At 54.7% G+C, this 15,763-nt stretch carries 6 protein-coding genes, 2 tRNA genes and 2 rRNA genes; 7 read left to right on the top strand and 3 right to left on the bottom strand.

Annotated elements, in window-relative coordinates; genetic code table 11:
* Window positions 1–83 precede the first annotated feature (83 nt).
* From NB063_RS20990 to NB063_RS20980, 3 genes are all read left to right on the top strand, one after another.
* Complete coding sequence (locus tag NB063_RS20990) at window positions 84–983, top strand: TrmH family RNA methyltransferase (protein ID WP_250930726.1); 900 nt, start codon at window positions 84–86, stop codon at window positions 981–983.
* Between the two features lie 162 nt (window positions 984–1,145).
* Complete coding sequence (locus NB063_RS20985) at window positions 1,146–2,597, top strand: hypothetical protein (protein ID WP_250930725.1); 1,452 nt, start codon at window positions 1,146–1,148, stop codon at window positions 2,595–2,597.
* Window positions 2,598–2,670: 73 nt separating this feature from the next.
* Window positions 2,671–3,966, top strand: coding sequence for a hypothetical protein (locus NB063_RS20980; RefSeq protein WP_250930724.1), 1,296 nt, complete (start codon window positions 2,671–2,673; stop codon window positions 3,964–3,966).
* 100 nt (window positions 3,967–4,066) lie between these two features.
* On the opposite strand, the gene ald is transcribed toward NB063_RS20980, so the two are convergent.
* Both ald and NB063_RS20970 read right to left on the bottom strand, forming a co-directional pair.
* Window positions 4,067–5,146: an alanine dehydrogenase gene (gene ald / locus NB063_RS20975; protein WP_250930723.1), complete on the bottom strand. Its 1,080-nt coding sequence runs from the start codon at window positions 5,144–5,146 to the stop codon at window positions 4,067–4,069.
* Window positions 5,147–5,269: 123 nt separating this feature from the next.
* Complete coding sequence (locus tag NB063_RS20970) at window positions 5,270–7,207, bottom strand: TlpA disulfide reductase family protein (protein WP_250930722.1); 1,938 nt, start codon at window positions 7,205–7,207, stop codon at window positions 5,270–5,272.
* A gap of 396 nt (window positions 7,208–7,603) precedes the next feature.
* Here NB063_RS20970 and NB063_RS20965 point away from each other — a divergent pair.
* From NB063_RS20965 to rrf, 4 genes are all read left to right on the top strand, one after another.
* Window positions 7,604–7,677, top strand: a tRNA-Ile gene (locus NB063_RS20965).
* 85 nt (window positions 7,678–7,762) lie between these two features.
* Window positions 7,763–7,835: transfer RNA gene (locus NB063_RS20960), tRNA-Ala, on the top strand.
* An 805-nt stretch (window positions 7,836–8,640) separates the two neighbouring features.
* A 23S ribosomal RNA gene (locus NB063_RS20955) occupies window positions 8,641–11,525 on the top strand.
* Window positions 11,526–11,635: 110 nt separating this feature from the next.
* Window positions 11,636–11,744 (top strand): 5S ribosomal RNA (gene rrf / locus NB063_RS20950).
* Window positions 11,745–12,141: 397 nt separating this feature from the next.
* Here the strand turns inward: rrf and NB063_RS20945 are convergent.
* Complete coding sequence (locus NB063_RS20945) at window positions 12,142–15,762, bottom strand: proline dehydrogenase family protein (protein ID WP_250930721.1); 3,621 nt, start codon at window positions 15,760–15,762, stop codon at window positions 12,142–12,144.
* Window position 15,763: the final 1 nt, after the last annotated feature.

Genomic DNA, 15,763 nt, shown 5'->3' with positions numbered 1-15,763 from the left:
CGATAAGACGCGCCAAGAATAGCAAACCTCACCCGATCAGCCCATCGACACATTTGAAACGAGCACTGGAAAGGCCGACAACATTGGAAATTCTCCGTAGCAGCCAAAACGCGACCATTCGCCGATTGATAGGCCTACGCAACAATCGTCGTCGTCGGGCGGCCGGGGTCGTTTTGGTCGATGGGGCTCGGGAAACGCTACGGGCGATCGAATCGGGGCTGCGTCTGCTGGGGTTTTATGAGCAGATCGATTCGGGCTCTCTTCCGGTCGGTGGCGGTTCCGAGTTGCAGATTGTCCGGGCACACGCGGTGGACTTGGGGGTATATCGAGGTGTTACCCGCGAGTTATTCGCGAAGGTTTGTTACGGGGAGGCCGAGGATCGCTGTTTGGCGGAGTTTGAAAACCCGGGAGATTCGATCGCGAATCTGCCGCCCCTGGCTCCCGGATTGATCTTGGTGCTCGACCAAGTCGAGAAGCCTGGCAACGTCGGTGCGGTTTTTCGGACCGCTGACGGGGCCGGAGTTTCCGCCGTGCTGTTGAGCGATTGTCCGAGCGATCGTTTCAATTCCAATGCGATTCGCGGTTCACTGGGAGCCGTCTTCACAGTGCCGTCGGCGTCAGGGACCGCGGAGGAGATCGCAGATTTTCTCGCTGGGCAGGTGGATGGCGTGTTTGCGATGCGTGTCGAGGGTTCGACACCGCTGTATACGGTGGATTTGAGGGCGAATGGCTCTCGGGGACGAATTGCGGTCGTCTTAGGCAGTGAGTCCGATGGCCTGGGGCCTCGGTGGCAAACCTGGAAAAAGACCGACGAAACCCATGAAAACGCGTCGGTGGATGCTCCCATCGCGGGGATTCGCCTGCCCATGGCGGGGCGGGTGGATAGCCTGAATGTGTCGGTGTCGGCGGCTTTGGTGGCATTTGAAACGGTCCGCCAAAGGAATAATCCGGGCGAAACGGACCTTCGGAATAACTGTTTCTAGCCGAACCACTGTTGCATCTCGGAGAATCGTTAATGTCGACGCGATCGGTCGACGATACAGATGTTGTTCGACAATCCGTTGGTGAATACCTCTGAATGTCGGAGCGGAAAATGTGCCGGGGGGGTACATGATCCCACAGATCGTGAGCGTAAGGATTCCGCCATGGACAGAGACAAGCCTCGAGAAAACCGTCAGTGTCGTCGGGTTTCGAAGAAGCGAATTTGGCTGGCAAGTTTGATCGATTCAAACTTGCTCAAGCTGGGAGCCGGTGTGACGGTAGGTATTGCCTCGTGCGGCCTCGTCGGAGCAAGTGCTTTGGCTGCGGACGCTCGTCCTGCGGTGTCTTCGAAACAGGTATCCGCTGGTGTGGTTCGGAGCAACCCGTATGTTGCCCCAACGTCTCCATCAGGCGGTTTGTTCGCCACAGGCCTATCGGCCACGCATGTGGCTCAGACTTCCGATTTGCAATATTCAGAGTTGCGACTCAAAAGCATCGGAACCGCGGTCGGGCTGGTGCCAATCGGCAACCCACGCTCAGTCTCTCCGACGATCGAGATCACCAAACCTCATCCGTCGAAAATTCGCGTCAATCCGATGGCGGGTGGTTCACCTGAGCTGATCGATCAACCGGTGCTTGCATTGGATGAGAGCCCGGAAAATTCGAGCAATCATCCCAGAATCCTATCGATTCGCCGCAACGATGGTGCTCCTGCCGCGGATAAAATCCCGGTCGAGATGCCGGATGATGCGGTCGCTAGTTCTGCCGGACCTCAATGGGGGATCCCGCACGTTGTGCAAACGCCGGTTCCGGCGGCTGTTCCCGAAGCATCCGAGCCTGAAGCGGTCGTTCTCGAAGCGACCAAGCCCGAAGCGAGGATGCCCGGTCTTGCTGCCGCTCCGAGTTCATCCGAAGCGGCCACCACCGACGAACCGGTGTTTTTCTCGTTCAGCGACCTCGCTGAGAGTACGGACACCGAAGCATCCGAATCCGAGGCAAATGCCGACCAGTTCGCTGCTGAATCGGTGAAGACGCCAGCGGATTCTGGTGGGTTTTTCATCCCACCTCCGCCAAAAGACAATTCACGCGTCGTTGCTCAGGCAACGAAAGCAAAGGCCCCTGAAGACGGCACGCGGTCCAATCCGTTCGCCGCCGAGCTCGAGCCGTTGCCGCTACTACCCGAGCCGAGTCGGCAATGGGTAGCGTCCTCGCCGTCATCAGCGTCGGCGCAAAAATACCCGAATCGTCATCGACGACACGTGGAGGTGGCAGCGCCACCGATGATCCCGATCGCCCGCAATGGGAAGACCGGGACGGTTTCCGCCGCCCCGATTGTTCCGGCTAGGTTGGCAGGTTTCACCATGCCAAAACCTGCTGAGGCGGAAGAATCGGTGATGCCACAGCAAACCGTCACTCCAGTCGCCAAGGCTCCGGAGTCGGCTTTGATGCGAGAAATTCGTGAAACTCACCCGACGGCACGCGTCAGCATGGCGGAGGTGAAGGACAAGGTGATCGTTCGGGGCATCTGTCGCACCCGAGAACAGGCGATTGAAATCATTCGTTTGATTCGAAGTCACCACTTGGTTCCGGTGGATGACCAGTTGGTTATCCGTTAGTAGCAACAAAATAATTCTGTCATTCGCAACGTGTCGGTCTGGTGACCGTCAATCAATGTCTCGAGGTTCGATCATGAACATTACTTGGATTCCTCGCACCCTTCAACGCTCCGGCGGGACCTTTGCCCGCTACCGAGTCTCCTTGGGTGTCGCTCTGACAACGCTCGCGTGTTCGCTCACCGGGACGATTGCGGATGCTCAACAACTCAAGAGCCTTCAGCACGGTGGACAGTCGTTCCCCGTGGTGCAAGCCTCGGAAGCGTCGAGCCTGTTTTCAGAGCAAATCACACAATTTGATTCTGAAATCGACCAGGTTGCTTGCCTGGGAGGAGCTCGGTCAAACCGTGGCAATTCGTGTAACACTGGGCAATACGGTTCGAGCCAGTGCAGCGGTCAATGCGGTGGATATTGCGGCGGGGCGGCTTGCGGAATTAGCTGTCCGACCTGCCAGCCGTACTACTACGGTCAAGTAGATGCACTAATGATGCGTCGTGAAGGGCTATCAGGGTTCACCCGCTCGAGATTTTTCGATCTCGACGAGTATGATTTCGAACTCGGACCCCGCATCACCATCGGTAGTGTTCCAGATTGCGTCAGCGGTACGGAAGTCAGCCTCACGGGCCCAATGAAATGGGAAATGGCCAATAGTGTAGCCGGATTGCGTGGAAATACGTTTCTTTCAGAGCGGGTTCCTGGCGTGTTGCTGGGGAGTACCATCCCTGACCAGGATATCGGATTCACGTTCCTCTACGATCCGGAAATCAGCCCTGCCGATGACCCCAACGACGCCGTGGCTCTTCAAACCCAACGCTTCGAGTCGACCTATTGGAGCATCGAAGCGAGCCAAACGTCGATCGCATGGGATGTCGCCAAACTACTGTTTGGTGCCCGATACATCAGCTTTGAAGAAGAGTACACCTACACCGCATCTGACGGTCCGACACCAGCTGAAAATGGCATCCTATACTCCAATACCACCAATGATCTGATCGGATTGCAAGTCGGTTTGGACATGTTTACCCCGGTTTGCCGATTCGGATCGACCTACCTGCGAGCTCGTGCGGGCGGCTATTGGAACCTTGCCGAAGCCACCACAATCGTCAACGACCAAGACGAGCGACTGTACGGTTCTCGTGATGATGATGGCAACTTCGCCGCGATGTTCGAGTTGAGCAACGGCGTTAGCTATCAGTTCGGCGAAATGCTCTCAGTCCACGCTGGTTCGGAAGTTTGGTATCTCGCAGAGATCGCAACTGTAGAAGATCAACTCCCTGGAGTTGTCGGGGCCCGGGCTCCAAGTCGTGGAATCCAAACCGGAGACGACGTCTTATTCGTTGGTTTCAACGTGGGTGCAACGCTGAAGTACTAGGCAAAGGATTGTGATCCGCCCGCTTCGGCGGTCGGAAGGCAATCGTCGTCCTGCGTGAGCCGGTGCGACGATTGAGGGAAACAGTAGTTTGGAACGGTCGCTAGGCGGCCTTGAATGCGTCCGCGACGGCTTGATGTACGATCTCGCCACCGTGAATATTCAGTGCCGAGGCGAGTGTCCCTGTTGGAGACGCGTTGCCCTGATTTGCCAAGCGAATCACATAGGGAAGCGTTGCATTGCACAACGCAAAAGTGCTTGTGCGTCCTACTGCCCCGGGCATGTTGGCGACGCAGTAGTGAACGACCTCATCGATGATGTATGTCGGGTCGCTGTGGGTCGTCGGACGAGTGGTTTCGATGCATCCGCCCTGGTCGACTGCCACGTCAATAACGACGCTTCCGGGCTTCATGATTTTCAAATCTTCGGCGCGAACGAGGCACGGTGCTTTGGCACCCGGAATCAGCACGGCGCCGACGACCAAATCGGCACGCTGAATCTCTTCCAAAATCGTATATCGATCGCTAAAAAGCACGTTGACGTTAGCCGGCATGATGTCGTCGAGATAACGTAGCCGATCGAGATTCACGTCGAGAATCGACACATTTGCTTGGAAACCGGCCGCAATTCGGGCCGCGTTGGCACCCACGATTCCGCCACCGAGAACGGTGATGTGGGCGGGTGCAACGCCTGGTACTCCGCCCAACAAGATGCCGCGCCCCATCTGTGGCCGCTCAAGATATTTGGCTCCTTGTTGGATGCTCATGCGGCCTGCCACTTCACTCATCGGAGTCAACAGCGGCAGACGTCCCTCATCGTCCCGCAGGGTCTCATAGGCGTAACACGAAGCTCCCGATGCGACCATCGCGTCGGTCAATGTTTTACTGGCAGCGAAGTGAAAATAAGTGAATACGATCTGATCAGGACGGATCAAATCATATTCGTCTGTCTGCGGTTCTTTGACTTTGACAATCATGTCCGCGCCTGCAAAGACCTCCGCCGCGGTTTCGACAATGGATGCGCCTGCGGCGCGGTAGACTTCGTCGGGCATACCCGATCCGGCCCCCGCTCCTGCTTGGATCAGCACCTCGTGTCCGCGTGCCGACAATTCCTCCACGCCAACCGGCAACATTGCCACACGGTATTCATCAGACTTGACTTCGGTGGGAACGCCTATTCGCATCTTGTTGGTCGGGTGTATGAGTTTCGATGGAGGTGAAAGTGGTCGGCTATAAAAAAAGCCCGCACCGAATTAACGGTGCGAGCCTATAGATATCGAACCAGTTTGTTTGCCGGTCAACTGGGGCTACTTGAGCAATTCAGCTAATTCTTCGTCGAGTTCCGCTTCACCCACATTGTGGCGAACGACGCGTCCTTTACTGTCGATCAGCATCATCGTGGGGAGTGTTTGCACCCCGAACTGTTTGGCCAAGGGACTTCCCTCGAGTCCACCGTCTTCGTAGAGCTGAATCCACGGGACCGAGTTTTCTTTGAGGTACGCGATGGCCTGATCACGCGAGTTGTCGATGTTGACGCCGACGAGTTGGAGGCCGGCACGCTGATACCGAGCCTGCAGGCCGCGAAGTCGTTTCATGTCTTGTTTGCAAGGTTCGCACCAAGTCGCCCAGTAGTGCAGCACGATCGGACGTCCACGCATTTGACTCAGACGGAACGATTTGCCTTGAATCGTATGGCCTTCCAACTCGACCACGCGGCCGACCGATTGAAGGCGAACCACAGCCCCAGCGGCTCGTTCGGCGGTATCGGTACCGCTGAAATCAGTGGCAACTTCCTTATAGAGTTTAAGAGCGTCTTTTTCGTTTCCTTCGAACTCTTTGCTGAGTGCCAACTGCAGTTTCGCCTGAGCTGTTTCAGGAGCCCGCGGGTAGCGGTCCGTGAACTCAGTCAGTTCGCCCAACCACCATTCTTGGATCTTGGCGAAGTCAGCGTTGGGGCTTTGGCGGGCAATGTATTCGGTCCCGATCAATTGATATTCGGTGTAGGCGCGGAGCGATTGGCTCTCTGGAGAGTTGGATTTCGCGAGAGATCGGGCAAGTGCCTGCAGTCGTACCAGTCCATCCGGGTAGGCACCACTTTGCACCGCGACGCTGACGGTGTCGACCAATTGGCGAGTCCATGTATCGCGCTCGTCAGGAGTAGCTGCGGCGTCAACGAGGCTTTCGACCACGTCAGCACGCTTGGCATTGAGGACAGCCAAGTCCTTCGTTTCGGTCGCTCGAACCAATTGGGAATCGATTGCTTCGAGTTGACTGACGAGCTGTTGAGTTTTGACGTCACCAACGCTGGAGCCGGTCGTGGTCGGTGCGGTGGTTCCGCCAGGAGTGAAAAAGTTGCCCCCTGACTGGGCAATCGCTTCGCCGTTTTCGGCGACGACGGGGAGGTCGAGTAGTTTCCAAGTATCTCCGGTTCGCAGGATCGTTCCGACGAACAATTGCCCCGAATGGTCGCCCGATTCAAACATCGCCACCGCGTTTTCATAAGCCACGACGTCTTTGTCGAACCCTGGTTCGCCCGCCGGCATCACGCCGGGGGTCGTTGCAGCGAACTGCAGCCATTTGGCATTTCGATCGATCACCTTCTGGGATGCTGCGAACTCCTTGAATTTGGAGGCCGCGCGGACCGCTTTTTTCGACAGACTTTGCTGCATATCGCCCGTAATTCCGACGCTTTTGATCTCGTTGGGAGATGCCAGCAGGAGTGCAAAACGGTTCGCGTCTGCGGTCGCTAAAGCGGCGATCAATTCCATCGTCGTTTCTTCAGCGGAGATCATCTTCCACTGATCGATCACACCGTCTTCATCGGAATCCAGACCCCAACGGGACCCGCCGGTGGCCATCCAGCGATACTGGTCGGCCTTGCCGTTAAAGTTCGCATCGACATCGCGGTAGACTTCGACGCCGTATTGGAAATAGCTCCAAAGATCGACTTTTTTGTCGCCGTTGGTGTCAGCGAATCGACGCAAAAGCGTGCCATCGGCGGCGATAACCTCCCAGCCAGACCAATCTTTTCGTTCGATATCGCGAACTTCACATCGCGCAATCTGGTCACCGGCTACTTCGTCGTATTCCACTCCGGCTTGGACTGGCTTCAGACCCAACGCGGCCGCAGCTGAGGGTGGAGCCGCGTGCGCGCTCGAGTTGCAGCACAGAAGGGAGACGATCACCCCGAGTGAGAGGGCGGTGGGGAGCAGGCATCGAGACTGCTGGAACAGCAAATGATTCATGGTGACGCTTCAAATCCTTCTGAGGGTAACCGATTTAACGTTGAGGTTTGTCAGTTTCGTGAGTGCGGGAGGAATGCAGCATCGTTTCGCCGGATGAACCCCAAACGACGGCACCGTGCCGTTTTGCTTTGGGAATCGCTGGCGATGGATCTGGATTTTCCGCACCAGATCGGCATATTTTGCCCAAACTAGGTCGTTCAGGGGAATGTCGATTCAAGAGTTCCCCTACGAGAACCCGAAAAAACTTGCTCGTGCGAGAATGACGAGTTGAAGATCGTGAACGTGCGGGGGAGAAAGTTTTGGCAATTTTCGGACCGCTTGGAGGCAAAAGAGCCTTTGACAAGCGTCAAAAAGTTCCTAAACTTCGTCCCCTCTGGTCGCGAGGCCGGAACGCACGGGCGTGTAGCTCAGTTGGTTAGAGCGCGTCGCTGATAACGACGAGGTCCCAGATTCGAGTTCTGGCACGCCCACTTTGAGAAGTTTGAAGAGTGAAGTGATGTAGGGTGAAACCCCCTATCTTTTTCACACCTCACCCTTCAGACTTCTCAGATCCCCGGGGGTATAGCTCAGTTGGGAGAGCATCTGCTTTGCAAGCAGAGGGTCGTCGGTTCAAGTCCGTCTACCTCCACTAGAAGAGATTGAAGAAGAAGAGAAGAGTGAGTGAGTTTTGATTCGCTCAGTCGGTTTGTCGGAGGAGGAGTCAGTGGTCTACGGCCGCTCTCCAGATCCCCGAATCGGCCGAGAAACACGAGTCAAAACGGCCCAAGAAAACAATTTGAAACTTTGTTTCGAATCACACTTGACCTCCGGCGACGGATCGCTATTCTTCTCAACCCGCAGCCAAGAAACGGCAGCGAGCCTCACCGCTCCGCCTGATTTTGATTGTGGGATTCGAGGGAAAACCTGATGAAAACTTTTTAAAGAATTCTTCAGTCTTCCGCTTGACGCGAAGTTGGCCCATCGCTAACTTCTCCGCTCACTCGAAAACGACCGGCCGAGATCACCTCCTTCATGAGGCAGATTGATCTTGGCCGGCTGCTTTCAGTAGCGTCTCTTGGTTCGATCGTTAAGGCGATTTGGCCAGGAAAATGATTTTTGACAATTTGGTTGTTTGGTAGTTGGCATCTGAAAAGAGCACCATATGTGGGTGTTGAGCTGGCCTTTTTCCGGGGCTCAGCAAAGCATTCACGCAAGGTAGTTTATAAAGTTCTTCGGAAGCGTCGCCAATCTTTGTTTCCTGTGTTCGCACGGGTGATTGAGCATTGGTGATTAATTTCGATTGGATTCTTGAGAGGCCAGGCTCACTTAGAAGAGCTTGGCCACTATGTGATATCGTTAATAGATACTATTGAAATCGATGATCTGAAGCAAGGTCGATTGAGTTCGCGGTTCGCCGCGGTCAAAGTTGATCCGCTTGAGTTCGGGATTTCGGTGGCCAATCTATCAAGGGCACATGGGGGATGTCTTGGCGTTAGAAGGAGAAGGGCGTGGAAGTCTGCGAAAAGCCTGGGGAAGTTGACACACAAGTGATGATCCCGGGATTCCCGACCGCAGCATGCTGAATACATAGGCATGTCTGTAACAACCTAGTGAACTGAAACATCTAAGTAACTAGAGGAATAGAAAGAAAAATCGATACCGTCAGTAGCGGCGAGCGAAATCGGTATAGCCCAAACCGAGGGGGTTTCCCTCTCGGGGTTGTAGGACTTCGATATGGGATTGTGATTGGTTAACAGAACGACTTGGAACGGTCGGCCACAGAGGGTGACAGCCCCGTAAGTGAAAACTTCATCACACCTTAGAAGCACCTGAGTAGGTCTAGTCACGTGAAACCTAGACTGAATCCACGGGGACCATCCCGTAAGGCTAAATACTCTCTAACGACCGATAGCGAACCAGTAGCGTGAGTGAACGGTGAGAAGAACCCCTGCTAGGGGAGGAATGTGAACCTGAAACCATGTGCCTACAAGCGGTCGGAGCACTATTTTAATGTGTGACGGCGTGCCTTTTGCATAATGATCCGGCGAGTTGTGGTAAACGGCTTGGTTAAGTTCTGACGGAACGAAGCCCAAGGGAAACCGAGTCTGAATAGGGCGATTGTCGTTTGCTGCAGACGCGAAACCTGTGTGATCTACCCATGAGCAGGTTGAAGCGCGGGTTAAACTGCGTGGAGGACCGAACCCACTTAGGTTGAAAACTGAGGGGATGACTTGTGGGGAGGACTGAAAGTGTAATCAAACCAGGAGATAGCTCGTTCTCTCCGAAATATCTTGAGGGATAGCGTCGAGTAAATTAGTAACCGGGGGTAGAGATACTGAATCGGATGGGGGCCCTTCCCGGGGTACCCCACTGAACCAAACTCCGAATACCGGTTGCCGTACCTCGGCAGTCAGTCCCTGGGGGATAAGCTCCAGGGTCGAGAGGGAAACAACCCAGATCGCCTGCTAAGGTCCCGAAGAATTACTTAGTCACTAAGGAAGTTGAAGTGCTATGACAGCTGGGATGTTGGCTTAGAAGCAGCCACCATTTAAAAAGTGCGTAACAGCTTACCAGTCGAGCATTTCTGCGCCGATAATGAACGGGAGTAAGTAATTCACCGAAGCAGCGGATTCTAGATTTATCTAGAGTGGTAGGAGAGCGCCGATGACGAGATACAAGCCGTACGGTAACGAGCGGTGTTGGCGTCATCGGGTGATTATGCCGGAATGAGTAACGATAAAACAGGTGAGAATCCTGTTCGCCGAAAGCCTAAGGTTTCCTGGGGAAGGTAATTCCGCCCAGGGTTAGCCGGTACCTTACCCGAGGCTGAAAAGCGTAGGGGATGGATAGAAGGTCAATATTCCTTCGCCGGTTGTGTATTCAAAGCAAGGACGGCGTCCAGAAAGTGAGCGGTACGAATAGAAATGTCCGTAGCGACCACTGAGGTGACCGGAGTTAAATGTCCGGTTATAGCCAAGGTATAGCTCGAGAGCATCCAAGTTCTCGAAGTCATTGGAAGGACGTCCAAGAAAAGCTGCGATGATTAAGCAACTGACCGTACTAAAACTGACACAGGTAGGCGAGATGAGAATTCTAAGGCGCTCGGGAGAACTGTGGTTAAGGAACTCTGCAAAATGGCCCCGTAAGTTCGCGATAAGGGGCGCCTCTTTTGGTTCACGCTGAGAGAGGCCACAGAAAATCGGCTCTAACGACTGTTTATCAAAAACACAGGTCTCTGCTAACACGCAAGTGGATGTATAGAGACTGACGCCTGCCCGGTGTTGGTAGGTTAAGGAAGAGGGTTAGCCTCACGGCGAAGCTCGCGACCGAAGCCCCAATAAACGGCGGCCCTAACTATGAGGGTCCTAAGGTAGCGAAGTTCCTTGTCGGGTAAGTTCCGACCTGCATGAAAGGCGTAACGATTGGAGCACTGTCTCAACCACAGACCCGGTGAAATTGTAGTTGTGGTGAAGATGCCACATACCCGCGGTTAGACGGAAAGACCCCGTGAACCTTTACTGTAGGCTGCTATTGGGTTGAGATATAATTTGTGTAGGATAGCTGGGAGGCTTTGAACTTTGCACGCCAGTGCATCGGGAGCCGTTGTTGAAATACCAGCCTGGTTATATTTTAATTCTAACTTTGATCCCCTGAATCGGGGCAAAGGACAGTGGCAGTCGGGCAGTTTGACTGGGGCGGTCTCCTCCCAAAGAGTAACGGAGGAGTGCAAAGGTACACTCAGCCTGGTCGGTAATCAGGCGTAGAGCGTAAAGGTATAAGTGTGCTTGACTGCGAGACCCATAAGTCGAGCAGGAACGAAAGTTGGTCTTAGTGATCCGGTAATCCCGAATGGAAGGGTTATCGCTCATCAGATAAAAGGTACTCCGGGGATAACAGGCTTATCGCATCCGAGCGTCCACAGCGGCGATGCGGTTTGGCACCTCGATGTCGGCTCATCACATCCTGGGGGTGTAGAAGCTCCCAAGGGTTTGGCTGTTCGCCAATGAAAGTGGTACGTGAGCTGGGTTCAGACCGTCGTGAGACAGGTCGGTCCCTATCTGCCGTGGGCGTTCGAATCTTGAGAGGATTCAACTTTAGTACGAGAGGATTTAGTTGGACGAAGCTCTGGTGTACCAGTTGTCGCGCTAGCGGCACGGCTGGATAGCTAACTTCGGAAAGGATAAACGCTGAAAGCATCTAAGCGTGAAGCCCGCCTCGAGATTAAGATTCGTAGACATTAGTCGAAAGCCCCCTGGAAGACGACCAGGTTGATAGGTTGGACGTGTAAGCACGGTAACGTGTTCAGCAAACCAATACTAACGGGCGAAGGTTTGGCCACCGATATCCCGCACTCAAGAAAAGTGCCAATCGATGGCGACCGCAAGAACATCATATGCAGCTACCAAACAACTCGGCCAAGCGGCGGCGAAATACTCGTCGCTTGGTCTTTCTGGCGACCATATCGCAAAGGTTATACCTGTTCCCATCCCGAACACAGAAGTCAAGCTTTGTGAGCCGATGATAGTGCCCACCAGCGTGAAAGTAGGTATTGCCAGATTTTTAAAAGACCCTCCGGTTTCGATCGGAGGGTTTTTTTATGCGCGGATCGTATGTCACTGCATTGACGTATTTGATTCATTCCGGTGCTCGTTGCCGGTTAACGTCTCTTTGGAGTCGGGTGATTGAGCCCACTGAACCGCGTGATGTTGGGCACGCCGTCGTCCCGGGAGGGTCAGCATACTCGCGCCCGCACCTTTAGCGCCCGTGAACGGAATTTGCCGGATGCAAACGTGTCAGTGTTTACCGATTGATCGATTCTTTAAGACATCGGATCGCGATGCCGAGACGATGCAGTGAGTGTGATTGAGCCAACATTTCGTTGCTCTTGGCGGTGGATTTAAAACACGACGAAAGTCGTGACGACCTTCGCTGCGTTGATGTGAGTTGGTTACTATCTACGAGGTTTGCCGGCGGCCGAGATTTCCGTAGCGGTGATAGTCGTATGAGATCGATTGCTCGTTGATGTATCGCAGGCATTCGATTCTTGCGTCGCGTAGGACCGGTTCATCGATGATGGATACAAACATTTCAGCGCACGCGTCGCGAACGGGTCCTCGTCTGAGTCGATTGACACTTCGTAAACGGGATACCTTGGAATTGCGGATTCGCTTGGCAAGTTGAGATTCGGATTCTTCGAGCGGGTCGATGAGTCCTGGCAACCAATCTGCAATCGACTCGAATGTTTCGCGATCGGGATCGGAAACCTTTGGGTCGATCGATAACGTGAGCTGGGCCGAGACGGCGGTTGCGGCGGCCACTGCAATCAGAGTTCGTTCTCTTAGCTCGTCGACTGAATCTTCCTCTGACGTCGGCGCAATTCGGAGCGTGAGGTCGGGTGCGGCGAGGTAACGTCGCAGGTTGTCTTGACCGACGAGTTGGAAGGTATCGTGTTCCCGAGAGAAATCGCTGTCGGAGGCGGTGCGTGCACTCGCGATTGCCGATTGAATGACGTTCTTTTCGCTCGTCGGGAACGATTGGGTATGCGGACTACGCTCGAGCCAGTCGGTGAGTCGATCCAGGGGTGGATGGCCGGCGGTTGGTTTTGACTCCGATGGTGGCTCAACTGAGGTCTCCGGCAAATTGGAGTCGGTGATTTTGCAGAGGGCGAGAACGTAGTGGGGGCCACCGGCTTTGAGGCCTGGGCCATAAGCGCTCATTCCAACGCCGCCAAAGGGTTGTCGAAGTACGATTGCGCCCGTGGTGGGTCGGTTGATGTAAAGGTTTCCCGCAGGGAGGTTCTCTCGCCAGAGTTCGATTTCGCGTTTGTCGAGAGATTCGAGGCCGCTGGTGAGGCCGTATCCGGTTGACTTGACGATTTCGATGGCTTCTTCGAGTCTGCCGTACGAAATGACGCTGAGCACGGGCCCGAAAAGTTCGGTGGTGTGGGAAAAACTACCTGGTTTCACGTTCCATTTCACACCGGGACGATAGAGCGTGGGATTTCCATCGACGTGTTCGGGCATGACCAGCCACGATTCGTCATCGTCGAGTTCTCTCAATCCTCGGGTTAGTTCGTCGTTGGGGGGTGAAACGAGTGGCGTGACCGCGGTGTGCAGGTCCCATGCGGATCCAACATGAAGGCTGCGAACGGCATCGGCCAGATTCTGCTTGAAGGATTCGTCGTTGAAGACTTCATCTTCGAGCAACAACAACGATGTTGCACTGCATTTTTGACCACTGTGTCCAAAGGCGGAGTACAGGACGTGCTTGATCGCTAAGTCGCGATCAGCCATGGCGGTAACGATCGTTGCATTTTTGCCGCCGGTTTCTGCAAGAAGATGGAGGTCTGGGCGAACGTGGAGCATCCGTTTGGCGGTTGCAGTACCTCCGGTCAGGATAACGGTATCAATCTCGGGATTCGCTACCAGCGTTTGTTCGGCGACCTGATCGGGGCACGGTGCGAATTGCAGCGCATTGATCGGAACTCCAGCATCCCAAAACGCTTGGCAAAGTAGAAATGCGGGTAAGACGGTTTCCGCGGAAGGTTTGAGAACAACAATATTTCCCGCCGCCAGTGCCGCCGCGATCCCACCGCAGGCGATCGCCAATGGGAAATTCCACGGTGTGATCACCGCCACAATGCCACGCGGTTGGATGTCGATTTCTTTCCGATCCAACCAGTTCACCATGGTGAGTGGATAAAACTCGCAAAAGTCGATCGCTTCGCTGACCTCCGGGTCCCCTTGAGCGACCGTTTTGCCCGCATCAGCGACCATCGCACCAATCAAATCGCCTCGGCGTTCGCGAAGGTTTTGGGCAACTTGCCGCAGTATCGCGTACCGAGATGCGGCCGGTTTGTCTCGCCACTGAGTCCATTGGCTAACGGCGTGGATGGCCTCCGTCAATTGAGCGGATGAGGCTTGTTGGACTCGGCAGACGAGTTTTTCTGGCCGCGAAATGTCATACGACGGCAGCCATGGGTTCGACGCATCGTCGTCCAGCGTGTTTTCGGTGGCGAGAACAGGTTGAATGTCGACTGCGTTCTCATCGCAACGTGTTTTCCACTGTTGCAATATGTCCGAGGCCCAACGAGCGTGATGGGGTAGCGACCAATCGGTATCCGGTTCGCAGACAAAGTCGGTCCAATGGGCGGCGGCGGGCGGTTGGGCCGGTGGCTTGGTGCGGTCTTGTGGGTTTCTTGGCTCGGTTGATACCGAATCCATGTTTTGCAGCGAGCTTTCGAATCCCTGAGCGAGTCGAGCGAAGGTTTCTGAACCGGTTTGGAGCGAGTACGAGTGGCGGAGGAAGTTTTCGGGACCGGTATTTTCGTCGAGGCGGCGGATCAGATAGCCGATCGCGTTGAGGAAATCGACGCGTCGGCATGCCGGTGCATAAAGCAACATCGGAACGCCGCGATTGGTGATCGCTCGCCGTTGGTGATTTGCCATGCCCTCGAGCATTTCGAATTGCACATTTGTCGACGTTTTCGCTTCGGCGCACCAAATCATTGCCAAGGCAACGTCAAATAAATTGTGTGACGCCACCCCCACTCTCAAAAAACCCTCGGCGGAAGCATCGATTAGCTCCCGCAGCATCTTCTTGTAGTTGGCATCCGTTTCCAATTTGCTGCAGTAAGGCGCCATGGGCCATCCTGACACGCTGGCGTGGACCCGTTCCATTTCCCAGTTGGCACCTTTGACCAGCCGAATCGTCAGGGGGCGACCTCCCTGAGTGACCCGTTTTTTCGACCACGCGATGAGGTCCTGCATGACTCCGTACGAGTCCGGGACATATGCTTGCAAAGCGATTCCCGCGGCCGTCTGCTCGAGTCCGCGACGATCGAGCGTTCGCTTCAAAATATCGGCCGTGAGGTGGAGATCTTTGTACTCCTCCATATCGAGATAGATGAATTTCGCGGGCGAATGATGGTTCGCATTTCGATAGAGCGATTCGAGTCGATCCGAAACGATGCTGATTGTGTGTTCGTATGCGAGCGACGAGACTTGGCTATAGAGTGTCGTGAGTTTGACCGAAAGGCATCGGATGTCGGGTAGCCGCAGCAGATGAATGTATGTCTGCAACCGGCCTCGCGCGTCGTCTTCACCGAGCAACGCTTCGCCGAGCAAGTTGACGTTCATCGAAACGCCCGTCTCTTGTCGCTTGCGAAGATGTTTGACCAATAACTCCGGTTCGGCAGGCAGAATGACGTTCGCGGTTTCCTGCCGCATTTTGTCTTTGACGAGCGGGACGGCGACGCCGGGCAAGTATTCGCCGAACGATTGGAATCCGCGCAGCATTGCCTGTTCGACGGGACTGAAAAAGCGTGGAATCCCTTGGACGTCCAGCAGAAAAGAGAGTTGATCGGCGACGCGTGCCGGCGTGTTCGTCCGGAAGGCTTGGTCGGTCATTTCGACCAATGTTGCCTTATCTGCATCGTGATCGATCATCCGATTGAGTTCAGCCTGCTGTCGCCGCTCTTGGGGTGTTTGCAGTTTTTGAGCCGCAATCAGGAGTTCTTCGGCGAGGTCGATGGCCGCACGAGCGTCCGTTTGTCGAACGTTGCTAGGGTTGCTCATG

It is taken from the genome of Aporhodopirellula aestuarii (assembly GCF_023701485.1).
Lineage (GTDB): Bacteria > Planctomycetota > Planctomycetia > Pirellulales > Pirellulaceae > Rhodopirellula > Rhodopirellula aestuarii.
Note: the sequence above shows the minus strand (reverse complement) of the source record. Positions and strands in the feature narration are given on the sequence as shown.

Bases quoted from the DNA above. Each gene is read 5' to 3' on its own strand.
- NB063_RS20985 (WP_250930725.1), top strand. From the start codon at position 1,146: ATGGACAGAGACAAGCCTCGAGAAAACCGTCAGTGTCGTCGGGTTTCG.
- NB063_RS20980 (WP_250930724.1), top strand. From the start codon at position 2,671: ATGAACATTACTTGGATTCCTCGCACCCTTCAACGCTCCGGCGGGACC.
- ald (WP_250930723.1), bottom strand. From the start codon at position 5,146: ATGCGAATAGGCGTTCCCACCGAAGTCAAGTCTGATGAATACCGTGTG.
- NB063_RS20970 (WP_250930722.1), bottom strand. From the start codon at position 7,207: ATGAATCATTTGCTGTTCCAGCAGTCTCGATGCCTGCTCCCCACCGCC.
- NB063_RS20945 (WP_250930721.1), bottom strand. From the start codon at position 15,762: ATGAGCAACCCTAGCAACGTTCGACAAACGGACGCTCGTGCGGCCATC.